Raw genomic sequence first — 16,830 nt, 5'->3', positions numbered from 1 at the left:
TACCAGCACCTGCCGGCTACCCGGCGACCGGCTCGGCTAACCCGGCCACGACGCACCGGGAAGCGCGGGGGCGGCTGCGCACGCTAGCCGGCGGCGGCGTCGCCCTCCGGGCGCTTCTTCCGGGCGTACTTGGCACGGAACTTCTCCACTCGACCGGCACTGTCCAGCAGCCGCTGCCGACCCGTCCAGAACGGGTGGCTGGCCGAGGAAATCTCCACGTCGACCACCGGGTACGTCTGGCCGTCGGTCCACTCGATCGTCTTCTGGCTGGTCGCGGTCGATCGGGTCAAGAACGCAAAGTCCGCACTTCGATCCCGGAAAACCACATAATCGTACTTAGGGTGAATATCAGACTTCATCGGCGGGAACCGGCCTTCCTGGCGGTCGACGATAATGGTTGTCATTTTATCAGAGCCATCGCACTCCCGGACCCGGAACGTGCCAGGCACGTCGGAACACGCCCCGAACGTCGAGCCCGGATGACGTATGCTCGTATCGCAATGTGAACATGAAATTAGGGAGTGTCCATGTCTCACCAGATGCACACCGAACACCCCCACAGCCACTCCGCGACCTGCGGGCACGCCGCGGTGACCCACGACGGGCACACGGACTACCTGCACGACGGGCATGTCCACCACGAGCACGCCGGGCACTGGGACGAGTGCGGCACGGACCAGCACGTGACAGCCGAGTCACACGCCGCACACGGCGACCACTACGACGAGCGCTGAGCGACGCGGCGCCGACGCGTCGCGAACAACACCAGCGCGCCAGCGATCACCAGGATGGCTCCGGTGGCCGGCAGGTACCACGACGATCCGGTCCGCGGCAGTCTCCCGTCACCGGAGCCGCCACCACCCGGGTTGTCGTCGCCGGGCCCGAAGCCCGTGTCCGGGTCCGTCGCGTCACCGATCGCCACGGTGAGCGAGCGGGAGTCGGTGACCGTCGATCCCGACGACGTGCTGGCCGACATCTCGAAGGCCAGCCGGTAGATTCCGGGCTCGCTGAACGCCCAGTTGCCGTGGGCGTGGGTGTTGATCGGGATGTCGAGCTGCTGCGGCAGCCGGGCCGACGAATCGAACAGCACCTCGGATTCACCGAACGACCCGGTCAGGAACAGCGCGAACCGGCCGGGGCCGTCGACACCCTTGAAAGTCCAGGTGACCGGGCCACGAACCCCGGCCACGACCGACGGATGCTGGGTGTTCCAGCCCGGCCAGACGATCCCGGCGCGCTGCCCCTGCGGCAACAGCCACACCTCGTCACCCGGCGCGCCCAGGAAGTCGGCGTCGTCCGGCACGGTGATCTTCGCGTTGTCCTTGACGTGCAGCACCACGTCGGTGAGGTCGCGCCACACCGGGGGCGAGACGGTGTCGTCCTTGAGGCGGATCGTCCAGTCCGCACCGCTCAGCTCCGGACCCATGTCGACGTGACCGTCGTCGATCACCACCCGTGACCCGTCCTGCTGAGCCGCTGCGAGGAGCGGTGACGCGCTGCCGGTCGCCGCCGGGGCCGCACCCGCCGCGAGGGCCCGCGCGGGGGCGCCGGCCGACGGCGAATCGGCACCGAGCGGTACACCGTCGCCCGGAGCGGCACCGGACACCCTCGCCAGGTCCGCCGCCGGAGCGGGAGCCGGGGCCGGCACCGGCCGGGTACCTGCGGGATCGGGCCGTGCCTCGTCGAGCTGCGGCACCACCACCCGGTAGTCGGCGTCGGCCGTCACCTCGGTGCCGTTGGCCAGCGTCGCGGCCGCCGACAGCGTCAGCCGGTACTCGCCCGCGGCGTCGAAAAGCCAGACCAGACCGCCGGTCCTGGTCGCTGCCGGCAGCCGGGCGGTACGCGGCATCGCGTCGAGGGTGCCGAACAACGGCGTCGGCTGGCCGAGCCCACCGAGGGTGTAGGCGGCGAATCCACCCGGGCCGTCGACCTGACGCAGCGACAGCTCGATGGTGTCGCCGCGGACCGCCCCGCGGGGCACCGCGCTCGTGTCCAGGTACGGAAAATCGGTGTCGCCACCGGTCAGTGCCCACATCGGCCGACCGGCCGTGCCGAGGAACCGGAATGCCGGATGGTCAGGGGTCCGCACCGCCACGCCGCCCGCCGGTCCGAAGACCACCGTCGCCGGCTGCCGGCCGAAGCCGGTAGTTCCTCGACCAGTCGCCGACTCCGTACCCGCCGGCCGGGCCGCCGCTCGGGTGACCACCGACAGCGTCTCGCTGTCGATCGCGACCGCCACCAGGTCGGCCCCGGCGGCGCTCACCGACAGAGACGTCGGCGGCACGGTAGGCGGCGCAGCCGTCGGCGGCACGGCGGTCGAGGGTGCGGCGGTCACCGGGGCCGGCGCGGTCAGGGCCGCAGCCAGTGCACCGATCGCCAGCACCGCGGCGCACCGGCGACGCGTCGCCGCACCGGTGGGGCGGTGGATCGTCGTCATCTTGAGGTCCCCTGGGTCGTCTTGTCGTCAGTGGCATCGGTGACCGCGCCGTCGCGTACGGCCTCGGCGCGGCCCTGTTCGCGCGCGGTGGCGACGGCTTGTTCCAGCTGTGCTGCCCGCCGGCGCCGGGCGCGGCGGCGGCGGGCGACGACCAGCCAGCCGGCCAGCCCGATCATCAGCAGGATCACCAGCTGCGACCACGGGACGGCCCACAGGCCGCTTTCGCGGGTCACGGTCGCTGGGGGCGGGTCGAGCACCTCGTCGGCGACGGCGGTCGGTGCGACGGTGAGCCGCGCACCGAGCCGGAACATCGGCGGCACGCCGTCAACCCGGATAGTGGTCCGGTAACTGTCGCCGGGCAGGATCTCCGGCAGCGGATCGCCGTCGACCTTGCGCCCGGCCAGCCCGAACGGTCCGGCGACGGTCAGCTGCGGCTGCCCGGTGAGCCGTACGTTGCCGGTGTTGCGCACGGTGAAGCTGGCCGTGACGGTGCCACCCCCGACCGGGTTCCAGGTGCCGTCGTACGTCGTCGACAGGTCCCCGACGTCCAGGCCCGGCTGCAGTTCCCCGGTGACCCGTAGATAGATCCGGGAGCCGACCCGGTGGTCGACCGCCACCTGGTTGCCCTCGCCGTCGGTGCCGGTGGCGGCGAGCGAGGCGACGATGCCGCCGGGGTGGTCGCCGGGGGTGGCGTTGTCCGGCACCGCGATGGTGAACGGCACGTCCAGCCGCGACGTTGACGGCACGGTGAAGGTGCCGGACTCGAACGTCACCCAGGAACCGACGTCGACCGGTTCCCCGGTCGCCGGCAGCAGGTCGAAGCCGCCCTGGTCGGTGGTGAACGCGTCGCTGGCGTACACGTCAAGGGTGATCGGCTGGTCGGAGTGGTTCGTGATCGCCACGTAGTCGGTGAGGGTGGCACCCGGATCCAGTTTGTACTCGAACGCCGGCCGTCCGTTCGGCCCGTCGGGGCTGGACGGAGCGACGCCCCAGGTGAGGGACTGCGCCGCGAGGGGCGTGTAGCTCGGCGATCCGACCGTCGCCGGGCCGGTGACCGGGCCCGTCGACACGACGGCGGCGGCGAGGAGTCCGGCGAGCAGGGCTGCTGGCGTACGCATGCGGGGTGGTCCGTTTCGCGGAGGGTGTGGGCGGGCCGGGCGACGACGCGGCACGGTGTCGTCGCCCGGCCCGTTCCCTGGTGCGATCCTCAGATCGCGGTGAGGGTGAGGGTCGCGGTGTAGGTGCCGGGCACGGTCTCGGTCGGCAGGCGCAGCTGCAGGCCGGCCGACAGGGTCGCGGTACCCCGGCCCACGCCGGTCGGTGCCGAGCCGAGCACGGCACTGCTGCCGAGTCCACCGCCGACGCCGACGACGTACGGCTCGACGACCGGGCCCGCGACGACGCCCTGACCGGCGGACTGGTCGACCACCTGCGGGGTCCAGCCGAGGTAGCCGGAGCTGAAGGTGGCACCGTCGGGTCCGGTGAAGTTCTCCGGCAGCTGACCGGAGGCGCTCCAGCCGGGAGTGCCGGCCCGGGTGTCGGTGACGGTGACCGGGCGCAGGTTTCCGGTGCTCTCCCAACTGTCACCACCGCTGGTCAGCTGCGCCGGCGGCAGGACGACGCTGCGGTCATCCGGGTCGACGCTGATCACCAGTGCGCCCTGGGTGGGATCGATCGACGCGGTGATGGTCTGCGAGGCCTCCGGGTCGGTCGGGGTGAAGGCCACCCAGAGCCAGACCTCCGCGCTGGTCGCGACGACGCTGTGGTTGTCGTCGTAGAGCTTCACCTGGTATTCGCAGGCGTTGAGCTCACGGGTGGCGGTGAAGCTGTAGGACGCGCCGGCCTCGCCGGCAATGATGGCGAAGTCGTCGCTGCCGGGGCAGCGGCTGAACCAGTGATAGTGGTCCAGCTCGGTCTGCGGGGTCTGCACCGCCTGCAGTGTGACGGTGTCGCCGGGCTGGTACTCGTCGGCCATGCCGGCGATGCTCAGCACGGTCTCGGGACCGGTGCCGTCGAGCTCGCCGACCACGAACGCGTAGTCGACCGGGCCGGTGCTGACGGTGGTGCCGTCGGTCAGCGTCGCGTCGGCCTGGAAGGTCAGCGTGTAGGCGCCCAGCGCGCTGAACGCCCAGTTGGCGTGCGCGTGGGTGCGGATCGGTACGTCGATGGCGTCCGGCAGGCCGTCGTCGCTGCGGAACTTCATGATCGGGCCGCCGAAGCTGTCCTGGGTGAACACCCAGACGTTTCCTGGTCCGGTGACCTCGACGAGGCTCAACTGGACCTTGTCGCCGGCGAAGACGCCGGAGCTGAGGGTGGTGGTGTTCCAACCGGGCCAGAGCAGGTCGGGGTCCTGGGTCAGCGGCAGCAGCCAGATCTGCGATCCGGCCGGCCCGAGGAAGGCGAACCGGGGGTCGTCCGGCACCGTCATGGCCGCTTCGGGCAGCACCTGGAAGGTCACGTCCGCCGGATCACGGTTGACCGACGGGCTGACCGTGTCGTCGTGGACCTCCAGGGACAGTTCGCCATCGTGGTAGTGGACGTCAACCGCGTCGGTGTGGCCCTTGGCGAGCACCACCTGCTCGGCTGCGGCCGCGGCGGTCGGCACCAGCAGTACGCCGCCGGCGATCACCGCCGCACCGGCCAGGGCCGCGAGCCTGCGGGCACCTGTCGTTCTCATCGTTGTTTCCTCCCCTCGCCCGCACCGCGGACCGGTGCGGGACGTGGTCGTGACGGGGCGGAAGCCCCACCGCAAGGTAACGACTATCATTTTCATTAACCTATCGGCCGTTCGGCCACCTCTGTCAGCACCGGTGTGACCTGCGCCTCGTCGGGCACTGCCGGCTGCCGCCGCCAGCGGGCGACCAGACCATGCCGCGGGGCCAGGACCCAGGCCAGCAGGAACACCGCCGTCGCGACCAGCACGATCGTGCCGCCCACCGGCAGGTCGTAGCTCCACGACAGGTAGAGCCCCACCAGCGCCGAACCGCCGCCGATCACCGGGGCGAGCAGCAGCATCACGCCGAGCCGGTCGGTGAGCAGCCGGGCCGCCGCCGCCGGGGTGATCAGCAACGCCAGGACCAGGATGTTGCCGATCGTCTGCAGCGAGATCACCACGGCGAGGGTGACCAGCACGTACAGCCCGATGTCCAACCAGAACACCGGCAACCCGACCGACCGGGCGGACTCCCGGTCCAGGCTGACCGCGACCAGCTCCTTGTGCAACAGGAACAACGCGGTCAGGATGGCCAGCCCGGTGAAGCCGACCGTGTAGAGGTCCCGGTCCGGAATGCCGGTGATCGAACCGAACAGGAACTGCTGCAGCGAACCGGCGTACCCCGGTGCCTGCGAGATGATCACGATGCCCAGGGCGAAGGCGGCCACGAAGAACACTCCGATCAACGAGTCCTCCTTGACCCGCCGCCGCTGCGCGAACACCGCGATCAGCAGCGCGGTCACGATCCCGGCGACCGCACCGCCCAGCACCAGGCTGCCCTGCAGCACGAAGGCGACCGCCAGCCCCGGGAAGACCGCGTGCGCCACGGCGTCACCGATGAACGCCATCCCGCGCAGCACCACGTGGCAGCCGACCACCCCGCAGACCACACTGGACATGACCGCGATCAGCAGCGCCTTCGGCAGGAAGGCCAGATCCGGGTTGAACAGGTCGGCGACGAACTCGGTGACCGGCATCAGCCGCTCCCCTCGCCGACCCCGACGGGCATGGTGCCGGCGCCGACGATCCGCAGCAACGGCGACCGTTCGCTCACCCCGAACGTGCGCATCCACAGCCGCGGATCCCGCAGGTCGGCCGGTCTGCCCTCGGCGATCACCTGCAGGTTCAGCAGCACCAGCCGGGAACAGGCATCCATCGCCCCGATCAGGTCGTGCGTGGTCATCAACAACGGCGTGCCCTCGGCCGCCAGGCCGGTGAACAGCTCACCGAGCAGCTCCTGAGTCGGCATGTCCAGCCCGGTGAACGGCTCGTCGAGCAGCAGCAGCGCCGGCTGCACCGCCAGCGCGCGGGCCACCAGCACCCGCTGGCGCTGCCCGCCGGACAACTCGGCAACCGGCCGACTGCGCAGGTCGCCCAGGCGTACCCGGTCGATCGCCTCGGCGGTGGCCCGCCAGTCGGCCCGCCCCGGCCGGCGCAGCAGCCCGATCCGACCGGTCCGGCCGCTGAGCACCGCCTGCTCCACCGAGATCGGGAACTCCCAGGCGAACTCGTGCCGCTGCGGCACGTACCCGATCGCGCACCGCCCCGGCCGGCTCGGCACCCCGTCCACCAGGATCCGCCCGGACCGGGTCCGGACCAGCCCGAGCACCGACCGCAGCAGCGTGGTCTTGCCGGCCCCGTTCGGCCCGATCAGCCCGACCAGCTCACCCGGGTCGACGTGCAACCGCACACCGCGCAGCACCGGACGGCCACCGAGGTCGACGTCGAGATCGTGTACGGCGAGCGCAGTCATGAGGCGGCACGCTCCTGCTCGACCCGTCGGCGTACCGCCCGGCCGCGCAGCACTACGACGACCAGCGCAACCGCCAGCACGACCGCGGCCAGCACAAGGCCGCCGACCAGCCAGGGGCCGGTGCCGTCGCCGGTGCCGTCCGCTGCGGCCCCCTGGCCGTCAGCACCGTCGGAGGCGACCGGCACGGCCGCGACCTCGTCGGGTTGCGCGGCGAACGCGTCGTCGGTGCTGACGGCGTCGCCGACCGCGAACCGCAGGTGCCGTACCGCGCTCACCTGCTCGCCGCCGACCAGGTCGGCGCTGACCCGGACGGCGACCAGGTACACGCCGGGGGCGGTGAACACCCAGTTGGCGTGGGTGTGAGTGTTGACCTCCACCCACATCGGCTGGCCGGGCGGCTCGGTGGAGCGCCACAGCACCTGCGGTTCGCTGAACGTGCCGGCCTGCAGATACATGGTGACCTCGCCAGGTCCTTCGACCCCGGCGAGCTCCAACGTCACGCCCCGGTCGATCGTCTGCATCACCCGGGGGTCCTGGGTGTTCCAGCCGACCCACACCACATCGGGGTGCTGCACCTGCGGCACCACGTGCACCTCGGTGCCGGCCGGCACGTCGAGGAAGCCGTACACCGGATCATCCGGCACGGTCTGCAGCGCGGCGTCGGTGACCCTCAGCACGGTCCGGTCCGGATCCCGCCACACCGGCTGCGCCGCGTCGTCGTGCAGCAGCAGGGTCCACTCGTCGTCGACGTAGCGCGGTCCGATGTCGACATGGCCGGCCGCCAGCACGGCCGTGTCCGCGGCGACCGGCTGGTCCGGGGCGATCGACTGGTCCAGTGCCGGGTCGGGCGATGTCGGCTGGGCGGCCAGCGTCATCGCCAGCAGCGCGGAGACGGCCGTCGACAGGCCGATCGACTTCACTGATGCCTCCTCATGGTGCCAGACAGTCGAGCAGCGACTCGGCGTTGAACCGCATCAGCTCGACGTAGCTGGTCACCCGGTCGTCAAAGGTGTCGCCGTAGATATCGCAGACCCGTACGTCGAGGTCGTCGGCGAGTTCGGTCAATGTCGAGGACCTCGACCGCAGGTTCGGCTCCAGGAAGACCGCCGGTACCCGCAGGTTACGGATCGTCTCGGTGAGCCGGCGCCGGTCGGCCAGGCTCGGCTCGGCCGCCGGGTGCGGGCTGACGAAGCCGGAGATCTGCACGTCGTACGCGGCCCCGAGGTAGCCGAACGCGTCGTGAGTAGTGATCAGGTGCCGCCGGGCGGGCGGGATCCGCGCGATCGTGTCGCGGACGTAGTCGTCCAGCGCGGTCAACTCGGCGATGTACGCCGCCGCGTGCCGCCGGTAGTCGGCGGCACCGGCCGGGTCGACGCCGATCAGGGTGTCGCGGATCAGTTCGGTGTACGCGATGACGTTGCGGACGTTCTGCCACAGGTGCGGGTCGATCTCGCCGTGCACGTGCTTGCCGAGCACCGCCTGCGGCAGTTGGAAGATCTCGGTGCCCGGTCGGCCGAGGAAGCGGAAGTCCCGACCGGCCGGTACCTGGGCGAGGGCCTTGTTCGGCACCTCGATGACGGTGTCGGCCGGATCGTGCACATGCTGGTGGGCGTCACCGGCGCCGTGCGGGTCGGCGAACAGGTACAGCGACGGCTCGCCGCGCGCCGCCGCATCGAGGTCAACGGTGATGTCGGCGTGCCCGCCGCGGAGTACGTCGGCCCCGGCCATCCCGGGCACGCTGTGCGGATCGACGCCGACGGCAAACGTGAATGTCTGTTCCCCGAGGGCGACGGGGCGGCTGTCGGTGGTGACCGCCAACCGTGCCGACATGGTGAGCCGGTAGACGCCCGGCTCGGTGAATGCCCAGCTCATGTGGGTGTGCGCGTCGGGCGGGAGGGTGGCGGTGTCGTCCCGGTAGCCGGTGGCGGCGTCGAAGCCGTCGGCCGAGTCGAGATAGACGGCCGGGTTGCCGAACGACTCGGTGAGGTAGGCGGCCATGGCGCCGGGGCCGGTCACGTTGGTGCTCTGCAGCAGGATGTCGGAGACCCGGTCTGCACCATAGGTCCCGCCGGTGCCGCGTACCCGCATGCCGAGCCAGATGGTGTCGAGCGAGAAGTCCTCGACCAGCGGGATGATCTCGGCGGCGTACTTGATCGCCCCCTCGGCGAGCGAGATGTTCGGTACGCCCTCCGGCAGGTTGGCGTCGAGCGCCTTGATGATGGCGTGCTCCTCCAGCAGCAGGTAGTTGCTGAAGGCGACGTCGGCGTAGACGACGTTGCGCACGTCGCGCAGCGACGGCTCGTACGAGTGGGGGTCGGCACCGTCGGGGACGAGCGAGGCGACCGCGACGCGGTCCCCGCCGACGTTGTCGACCAGGTCCCGCAGGATGCCGGTGGTGGTGACGACCTGGAGACGGTCGTCAGCGGCGCTCAACGTCTCGGGGACGGCACAGGCCGCCAGGTTACCAAGACTGACAGCGAGCAGCGCCGGCCCGATGAGCCACCGTGCGCGCATGTTCCACCCCACCTTCCGTACGCCCTGCGCCCGCGCACCGCACGCTAGCACGCAAACGATAACCGTTGTCATGCTCGATCTGGCGTGCAGCCGGTGCCGAACGGGTGTTGTTCGGCACCGGCGGCACGGGTGGGCCGGTCGGATCAACCGACGAATCAACCACTCGGGTCGAACGGGGTCAGCCGACCTCGAAGGTGAATTCCTCGGTGCTGCTCACCGGCTGCCCGTTCGACGCACGCACGCCGCTTACCTCGAACGTCGCCACGTAGGTGCCGGCCACGTCGAAGCCCCAGTTGACGTGGGCATGGGTGTTGCGGTTGACGTTCAGGCTGTCCGGCAGACCGTTGCCGCTGTCGAACAGCACCGTGGGCGTGCCGCCCGAGGCGGTGAAGATGCTGAACCCGCCCGGCCCCTGCACGCCGGTCAGCTTGAACACGACCCGGTTGAACTGCAACGCCCCGCTGGCCACCCCGGTGGTGTCCCAGCCGGCCCAGAGCAGCCCGGCGGTGTTGGTCTGCGGCAACACGTAGGCGTACCCCCCGCTGCCGAGGAACGACCAGGCGGAACCGGACGGCACCGCCGTGTGCGCGGCGGCAGGCACCACGAGGACCACGGTGGACGGGTCACGCTCGACGAAGGTAGCGCCGGTGTCATCGCCAACGGTGACCTCGATCGGCCCACCGGCGACATGATCGACATTGATGACATCTACGTGGCCACTGGTCAGTTCGACGATCGTGGCCTGCGCCGGGGTGGGTACGGCGACCGCGAGCACCGCAGCGAGGGCACTCGACGCGATACCGGCCAGCAGCCGGCGGCCAGGAGTCTTCATCACACTGCTCCCTCCGGATTCCCGACGCACGTCAGGGCAGGACGACGAATCGCAGGTAGACCGAGTCGGACTCGACGACGGTCGTGGTGCCCGCCAGAGTGGCACTGGCCTTGACCTTGAGCAGGTAGACGCCCGCCTTGCTGAACGCCCAGTTGACGTGCAGGTGCTCACCGACCGCCAGGTCGACAACGTCCGGCAGCCCGTCGCGGCTGTTGGCCAGCACGGTCGGCTGCCCGAACAGGTCCTCGATGTAGATCGCCATCTTGGCGGAGCTGGGGGCGCTGATCAGCTGCTGCACGGTCAGGTCGACCGAGTCGCCGGCGAAGACGCCCGCTTCGAGCTCCTCGGTGGCGAGGCCGGCGAAGAGCAGTTCCTCGTTCTCGATCTGCGGCAGGATCCACACCGGCGAGCCGGCCGTGCCGAGGAAGGCGAAGGCCGGGTCACTGGGCACGGTGGTCTTCGCCTGGGGCTTGACGACGAAGATCACGTCGTCGTGGTGGCGGTGCTCACCCGGCTCGACGGTGTCGTCGTGGACGCCGAGCTCCAGCTCACCGTCCTCGTACTCGACCTCGATGACGTCGACGTGTCCTTCATGCAGGACCACGGGCAGGCCGGTGCCGTGCGCCTGCGCCGGAGTGGCCGAAACCACCAGAGCGGCAATCATCGCGGCGCTGGCGACGAACGTACCGGCGGCCCGCCGGCGAGTTGCAGTCGACATGGGACAGACTCCCTCCCGGTGGTCCCTGGTGGACCACCGGGAGCTAATGGTAATCGTTTTCAACTTATCGCGGTAGGGGTGCGACCTGTCTGAGTCGACACATGTCCATGTTCGTCCAGCTCGCCGACATCCCAGTCGGGAAACGGGTCCGGCAGCTCGCGCCATGCCGCGAGCCCGGCGGCCAGCCCCGCTCCGGCCGCCGCGAGCTCGGCATCGGTGAGCAGTGCGTCGTCCAGCGCCGCCCGTAGCCGCTCGCCATCGAGCCCGATGCCGATGAACACCAGCTCCTGGTGCCGGTCGCCGAAGACCGGATCCCACCGGAACTCCAGGTCGGCCCGCTCGGCCGGGTCGTCGGGCCACTCACCGGAGCTGGCCACCGGCACCCCCGCCGGGTCGCACCGCGCCGACGGACCGGCCTGCGACCACAGTGCCTGCACATCGGGCCGGGTCGCCAGCCAGAGAAAGCCCTTCGACCGTACGACGCCGAAGCTGTCCAGCTCGGCGAGCAGATCCCAGAGCCGCTGCGGATGAAACGGCACGACCGCCCGGTAGACGATGCTGCTGATGCCGTACTCGATCGTCTCCGGCACGTGCTCGCCGTTGAGTTCGGCGACCCAACCGGGAGCGGTCTCGGCCCCCTCCAGATCGAACCGCCCGGTGTCGAGCACCTCGCCCAACGGGACCTGCGCCCGCACGGTCCGCAGCTGACGGGCCTTCGGGTTCAGCCTGGTCACCAGCGCCTCGACCGTCGCCAACTCGGCCGACCCGACCAGGTCGGTCTTGTTGACCAGGATCACGTCGGCGAACTCGATCTGGTCGACCAGCAGGTCGGCGATGGTGCGGTCATCGTCGTCGTACGCGGCCAGCCCACGCTGCTCCAGCGACTCGCCGGCCCGCAACTGGGCGATCAGGTGCGGCGCGTCGACGACAGTGACCATGGTGTCCAGCCGGGCGATGTCGGCCAGCACCCCACCGTCGTCGGTGCCGAAGGCGAACGTGGCCGCCACCGGCAGTGGTTCGGAGATGCCGCTGGACTCGATCACCAGGTAGTCGAAGCGGCCCAGCCGAGCCAGTCGGGCGATTTCCACCAGCAGGTCGTCGCGCAGCGTGCAGCAGATGCAGCCGTTGGTCATCTCGACCAGGCGTTCCTCGGTACGCGACAGGCTACCGCCGTCGCGCACCAGTGCGGCGTCGATGTTGATCTCGCTCATGTCGTTGACAATGACCGCGACCCGCCGCCCTTCCCGGTTGGCCAAAATGTGGTTGAGCAGGGTGGTCTTGCCCGCACCGAGGAATCCGGACAGCACCGTTACCGGCAGCCGACGGTCACTGGCCACCGCGCCGGCCGTCGCACCGTTCCCCTCGCTGGCCACCGCACCGGTCATCGCGGATCCTCGACCTGGCGGCCCCGGTACAGGCCGCAGTGTGCGCAGGCCCGGTGCGGCAGGACCTTCTCCTGTCGAGGGCAGGGGCAGGTCACCAGCATCGGCACCGCCGCCTTCCACTGGGCGCGCCGGTGGCGGGTGTTCGACCGCGAGGTGCGGCGCTTCGGTACGGCCATGGACGGCCTCCTCTCGTCTACCCAGACGATAACGGAAGCCGTTTTCATTAAGTGGGACCGACGCGGCCGGTTTCGACTCCACCACAGGTGACCGGCCACGAGCCAGGCGCTCACCCGTGGTGATCGGAGACCCGCTCCCCCGGCCCGTGGTCGGGCAGCTCGCGGTCGGCATGGTCGGCGTGGAACAGCGCCTCGGCCAGCAACTGCCGAACGTGCACGTCTGCGGCCGAGTAGTAGACGAATGTGCCCTCCCGGCGCCCCCGCACCAGCCCGGCGAGCCGCAGCTTGGCCAGGTGCTGGCTGACCGCCGTCGGCGCGGCACCGACCAACTCGGCCAGGCAGGCGACCGACGACTCACCCTGCAGCAGCGCCCAGAGAATCTTGATCCGGGTGGGGTCGGCGAGCAGGCGGAACGTCTCCGCGGCCAGGTGCACCTGCTCCTCGACCGGCATCCGGAAATCCGGAATCGAGGTGTGCATGCCGGTCAGACTAGTCGAGGCCGCCTACTTGCATACCTGCATAGCTGCGCAGCTATTGTCATGGCCGTGCTCATCGATACCCCGCCGTACGCGCCCCCGACACGCGCCGAGCGCCTGGCCGACGCCACCCGCCGTACCCCGATCTGGGCGCTGCCCGAGGTCCGCTGGGCGACCGCCGCGACCGCGCTGTTCGCCCTCGGCGGCACGCTGCACCTGGCCGGAGCCCCGGCGTGGAGCTGGTGGGCCGCCTACCTGGCCTGCTACGTCGCCGGCGGTTGGGAACCGGGCTGGTCCGGGCTGCGCGCACTACGCGAACGCACCCTCGACGTCGACCTGCTGATGGTGGTCGCCGCGATCGGTGCCGCCGCCGTCAACCAGGTCTTCGACGGCGCCCTGCTGATCGTCATCTTCGCCACCTCCGGCGCGCTGGAAGCGCTCGCCACCCGACGAACCGCCGACGCCGTCCACAGCCTGCTCGACCTGGCCCCACCCCAGGCGACGCGGATCGTCGACGGCACCGAACAGCGGGTCGACACCGTCACACTGCGCGTCGGCGACGTCATCCTGGTCCGCCCCGGCGAGCGGATCGGCGCCGACGGACAGGTTGTCGACGGCGCCAGCGAGGTCGACCAGGCCACCATCACCGGCGAGCCGCTACCGGTGGACCGCAGCCACGGCGACGACGTGTACGCCGGCACCCTCAACGGCACCGGAGCGCTACGGGTCCGGGTGACCACCCCGGCAGGCGAGACCGTCGTCGCCCGGATCGCCGCCATGGTCGAGGAGGCCGCCGCCAGCAAGGCACCCACCCAGCTGTTCATCGAACGGATCGAGCAGCGCTACTCGGTCGGAGTCGTGGTCGCGACTCTCGCCCTGTTCGGCATCCCGCTCGCCCTCGGCGACAGCCTCACCGACGCCCTGCTGCGGGCGATGACCTTCATGATCGTGGCCTCGCCGTGCGCCGTGGTGCTGGCGACCATGCCGCCGCTGCTCGCCGCGATCGCCACCGCCGGCCGACACGGCGTACTGGTCAAATCCGCCGGGGTGATCGAACGCCTCGGCCGTGCCGACCTGGTCGCCTTCGACAAGACCGGCACCCTCACCGAGGGTCGGCCCCGAGTCACCGCCGTCCACCCCGTACCCGGTGATCCGGCCACCGGCGACGCGGACCAACTGCTGGCTCTCGCCGCCGCCGCCGAACTGCCCAGCGAACACCCGATCGGTGTCGCCGTGGTCGCCGCCGCCCGCGACCGCCAGTTGGCGATCGCCGCCACCGACACGTTCGCCGCACTACCAGGGCGCGGCGTCACGGCCCGCGTCGGTGACCGGCAGGTAGCCGTGGCCAGCCCGGCCCAGCTGCTGACCGCCACCGACGACGAGGCCCGCCGGCTGGTCGCCGAAGTGGAGTCCGCCGGCCAGACCGCCGTCGTGGTCGCCGTCGACGGCACGCCGGCAGCCGTCCTCGCGCTCACCGACCGGTTGCGACCCGGCGCGGCCTCGGTCACCGCCGCGCTGCGTGCCCTGACCGGGCGGTCGCCGGTGCTGCTCACCGGCGACAACCCGCAGGCAGCCGGCGGGCTGGCCGCCGAGGTCGGCATCGACGAGGTACGGGCCGGCCTGCTGCCGCAGGACAAGGTCGCCACCGTCCGCGGAATGCAGTCCGACGGCCGGCGGGTGCTGGTGGTCGGCGACGGGGTCAACGACGCGCCCGCACTGGCCACCGCGCACACCGGCGTCGCGATGGGTGGCGTCGGTGCCGACCTCGCGCTGGAGACCGCGGACACCGTCATCGTCCGCGACGACCTGACCACCATCCCGGCGGTCGTCGCCCTCGCCCGGCGGGCCCGGCGCTGCGTGGTCGCCAACCTGGTCATCGCCGGCACCGTCATCGTCGTCCTGGCGACCTGGGACATCGTCGGCCACCTGCCGCTGCCGCTCGGCGTCGCCGGGCACGAGGGCTCCACCATCCTGGTCGCGCTCAACGGCATGCGGCTGCTGCGCCGCTCGGCCTGGCAGCATTGACGGTCCCAACGCATTGACGGCCCCAACGCGCGGCGACGGTCAGGCTGTCGGCGACGGCCCCGCAGCTGCCGACGCCAGGTCGCCGGCGCGCCGCCGGGCCGCGTCGCGACCTGGCGGTACGCCGTACGCCCGCCGGTACTCGCGGTTGAACTGGGTCGCGCTGACGTACCCGACCGTCCTGGCCACTCCAGCGGCGGTGTCCGCGCCGGCGAGCAGCAGCCGCCGGGCCTGCTGCAGCCGCAGGGACTTCTGGAAGCGCATCGGGCTCATCCCGGTCACCGCCTTGAAGTGCCGGTGCAGGGTCGCCACGCTCAGGTGGGCCGCCGCCGCGATCTGCTCGACCGTCAACGGCTCGGCGGACCGGGCCCGGATCAGCCCGGCCGCTGCCCGGACCTGCGACAACCGGGACTCGGCGGGTTGGGCACCGGCAGCAACGAGCAACTGCTCGGCAACGCGGTCCACAGCTTCCGCGACGAGGTGGTGCTCGCCACCAAGTTCGGTTTCGACCTGACCGACCCGAGCCGGTTCGGCACGGCGTTCGACAGCCGGCCGGAACACATCCGCGAGGTCACCGACAACAGTCTGCGCCACCTCGGCACCGACCACATCGACCTGCTCTACCAGCACCGGGTCGACCCGAACGTGCCGATCGAGGACGTCGCAGGCACTGTCGGTGAGCTGATCGCCGAAGGCAAGGTGCGCTACTTCGGGCTCAGTGAGGCCGGCCCGGACGTCATCCGGCGGGCGCACGCCGTCCACCCGGTGTCGGTGCTGCAGACCGAGTACTCGGTGTTCGAACGGGCGGTGGAGCCGCAGGTGCTGCCGACGGTCCGCGAGCTGGGCATCGGCTTCGTTGCGTACTCGCCGCTCGGCCGCGGCTTCCTGACCGGCGCGGTCCGGCCCGCCGCCGAATACCCGGACGGTGACATGCGGACCTGGGACGAACGCTGGCAGCCGGGCAACTACGAACAGAACCAGGCCGCAGTGCGCGAGCTGACCGCGCTCGCCGCCGCCAAGGGCGTCGCGGTCACCCAGCTCGCCCTGGCCTGGCTGCTCGCCCAGGGCGATGACATCGTGCCGATCCCGGGCACCCGCAACCCGCAACGGCTCGCCGAGAACGTGGCGGCGGCCGCCGTCGCACTCAGCCCGGCCGAGGTCGACCGGATCCGCGAGATCCTGCCGCACGGCGCAGCCGGCTCCCGCTACCCGGCCGCCCGGATGCCGGTCTGGTAACGGCCGGCGCGCCGCCCGGCCTGCTCGTGGTTCAGGCCACGAGCAGGCCGAGCAGCCACAGCCCGGCGATCGCGAGCGCGGCACCCAGCTCGATCAGCATCGCCAGCCCGACCGCCAGTACCGCCCGCTTCGTGGCCGGCCAGGCGGCGGCGAAGTCACCGAGCCGCTGCCGCTCGGCCAGCCAGACGCCGAGCACGAAGCCGATCACCAGGCCGAGCACCGGGACAAGGAAGAAGCCGACCAGGCCCAGCGCGCCGCCGACCAGCAGCGACCGGTTGGGTACGCCGGCCCGTCTCAGGTCCCGCCCCGGCCACAGATACTTGGTCACCGTGCCACCGACTGCGATCAGGGTCGCCACGGCGACGACCAGCCACCGGCCGCCACCGGCGTCGCTGAAGATCGCCCAGCCGAGCACGCCGGCCCAGCAGAGCAGCAGACCGGGCAGGATCGGCACGAGCACGCCGATCAGCCCGATCAGGATTGCCAGGCCGCTGAGCAGGGTGACCAGCGTCTGTGTGTCGTCGAGATCCACACCGACAGGGTGACCGACGACCGCCAGCGTGGCGAG

18 protein-coding genes are annotated in these 16,830 nt (G+C 71.1%); 3 read left to right on the top strand and 15 right to left on the bottom strand.

The annotated features are described in order from the left end of the window. Positions 1–83: 83 nt before the first annotated feature. The gene (locus ACFHWT_RS06500) at positions 84–359 is read right to left on the bottom strand and encodes a type B 50S ribosomal protein L31 (RefSeq protein ID WP_416593680.1); all 276 of its coding nucleotides are present in this window, start codon (positions 357–359) and stop codon (positions 84–86) included. Positions 360–527: 168 nt separating this feature from the next. Between ACFHWT_RS06500 and ACFHWT_RS06495 the strand changes: the two genes are divergently transcribed. Further along, positions 528–734, top strand: a complete 207-nt coding sequence (locus ACFHWT_RS06495; RefSeq protein ID WP_416593647.1) for a hypothetical protein — start codon at positions 528–530, stop codon at positions 732–734. On the opposite strand, the gene ACFHWT_RS06490 is transcribed toward ACFHWT_RS06495, so the two are convergent. From ACFHWT_RS06490 to ACFHWT_RS06435, 12 genes are all read right to left on the bottom strand, one after another. Continuing rightward, complete coding sequence (locus tag ACFHWT_RS06490; protein WP_416593646.1) at positions 719–2,437, bottom strand: TIGR03773 family transporter-associated surface protein; 1,719 nt, start codon at positions 2,435–2,437, stop codon at positions 719–721. The genes ACFHWT_RS06495 and ACFHWT_RS06490 overlap by 16 nt on opposite strands. After that, entirely contained in the window at positions 2,434–3,555 is a 1,122-nt protein-coding gene (locus ACFHWT_RS06485; RefSeq protein ID WP_416593645.1) for a WxL protein peptidoglycan domain-containing protein, read from the bottom strand. Before ACFHWT_RS06485 ends, ACFHWT_RS06490 begins: the two co-directional genes overlap by 4 nt. An 89-nt stretch (positions 3,556–3,644) precedes the next feature. Continuing rightward, positions 3,645–5,114: a choice-of-anchor M domain-containing protein gene (locus ACFHWT_RS06480; RefSeq protein ID WP_416593644.1), complete on the bottom strand. Its 1,470-nt coding sequence runs from the start codon at positions 5,112–5,114 to the stop codon at positions 3,645–3,647. 95 nt (positions 5,115–5,209) lie between these two features. Continuing rightward, positions 5,210–6,127, bottom strand: a complete 918-nt coding sequence (locus ACFHWT_RS06475; RefSeq protein ID WP_416593643.1) for an anchored repeat-type ABC transporter permease subunit — start codon at positions 6,125–6,127, stop codon at positions 5,210–5,212. Further along, a complete protein-coding gene (locus tag ACFHWT_RS06470) occupies positions 6,127–6,903 on the bottom strand; it encodes an anchored repeat-type ABC transporter ATP-binding subunit (RefSeq protein ID WP_416593642.1) in 777 nt (258 codons plus the stop codon). The genes ACFHWT_RS06475 and ACFHWT_RS06470 overlap by 1 nt, the downstream gene beginning before the upstream one ends. Further along, on the bottom strand, positions 6,900–7,778 hold the full coding sequence (locus ACFHWT_RS06465; protein WP_416593679.1) for a choice-of-anchor M domain-containing protein: 879 nt from the start codon (positions 7,776–7,778) through the stop codon (positions 6,900–6,902). The genes ACFHWT_RS06470 and ACFHWT_RS06465 overlap by 4 nt, the downstream gene beginning before the upstream one ends. A gap of 55 nt (positions 7,779–7,833) precedes the next feature. Then, positions 7,834–9,417: an anchored repeat ABC transporter, substrate-binding protein gene (locus ACFHWT_RS06460; RefSeq protein WP_416593641.1), complete on the bottom strand. Its 1,584-nt coding sequence runs from the start codon at positions 9,415–9,417 to the stop codon at positions 7,834–7,836. 178 nt (positions 9,418–9,595) lie between these two features. Further along, positions 9,596–10,249, bottom strand: coding sequence for a choice-of-anchor M domain-containing protein (locus ACFHWT_RS06455; protein ID WP_282232158.1), 654 nt, complete (start codon positions 10,247–10,249; stop codon positions 9,596–9,598). A gap of 31 nt (positions 10,250–10,280) precedes the next feature. Further along, complete coding sequence (locus ACFHWT_RS06450) at positions 10,281–10,967, bottom strand: choice-of-anchor M domain-containing protein (protein WP_416593640.1); 687 nt, start codon at positions 10,965–10,967, stop codon at positions 10,281–10,283. A 59-nt stretch (positions 10,968–11,026) separates the two neighbouring features. Then, positions 11,027–12,352, bottom strand: coding sequence for a GTP-binding protein (locus tag ACFHWT_RS06445; protein WP_416593639.1), 1,326 nt, complete (start codon positions 12,350–12,352; stop codon positions 11,027–11,029). Further along, on the bottom strand, positions 12,349–12,528 hold the full coding sequence (gene rpmF / locus ACFHWT_RS06440) for a 50S ribosomal protein L32 (protein ID WP_282232161.1): 180 nt from the start codon (positions 12,526–12,528) through the stop codon (positions 12,349–12,351). The genes ACFHWT_RS06445 and rpmF overlap by 4 nt, the downstream gene beginning before the upstream one ends. 110 nt (positions 12,529–12,638) lie before the next feature. Further along, positions 12,639–13,007, bottom strand: a complete 369-nt coding sequence (locus tag ACFHWT_RS06435) for an ArsR/SmtB family transcription factor (RefSeq protein WP_281551430.1) — start codon at positions 13,005–13,007, stop codon at positions 12,639–12,641. Positions 13,008–13,073: 66 nt separating this feature from the next. Here ACFHWT_RS06435 and ACFHWT_RS06430 point away from each other — a divergent pair, with 66 nt between their 5' ends. Next, entirely contained in the window at positions 13,074–15,029 is a 1,956-nt protein-coding gene (locus ACFHWT_RS06430) for a heavy metal translocating P-type ATPase (protein WP_416593638.1), read from the top strand. A gap of 39 nt (positions 15,030–15,068) precedes the next feature. Here the strand turns inward: ACFHWT_RS06430 and ACFHWT_RS06425 are convergent, their stop codons facing one another. Then, entirely contained in the window at positions 15,069–15,431 is a 363-nt protein-coding gene (locus tag ACFHWT_RS06425; protein WP_416593637.1) for a helix-turn-helix transcriptional regulator, read from the bottom strand. Positions 15,432–15,446: 15 nt separating this feature from the next. On the opposite strand from ACFHWT_RS06425, the gene ACFHWT_RS06420 reads away from it, so the two are divergent. Further along, positions 15,447–16,262 carry an aldo/keto reductase gene (locus tag ACFHWT_RS06420; RefSeq protein ID WP_416593636.1) on the top strand — a complete coding sequence of 272 codons (816 nt, stop codon included), beginning with the start codon at positions 15,447–15,449 and terminating at the stop codon, positions 16,260–16,262. Positions 16,263–16,293: 31 nt separating this feature from the next. Here the strand turns inward: ACFHWT_RS06420 and ACFHWT_RS06415 are convergent, their stop codons facing one another. Then, positions 16,294–16,794 (bottom strand): DUF456 domain-containing protein, encoded by a 501-nt coding sequence (locus ACFHWT_RS06415; RefSeq protein WP_416593635.1) that lies wholly within the window; start codon positions 16,792–16,794, stop codon positions 16,294–16,296. Positions 16,795–16,830 lie beyond the last annotated feature (36 nt).

The organism is Micromonospora sp. LOL_021 (assembly GCF_048060215.1).
GTDB lineage: Bacteria > Actinomycetota > Actinomycetes > Mycobacteriales > Micromonosporaceae > Micromonospora_E.
The sequence above is the reverse complement of the archived record's forward strand: the minus strand, read 5'-3'. Positions and strand labels throughout refer to the sequence as shown.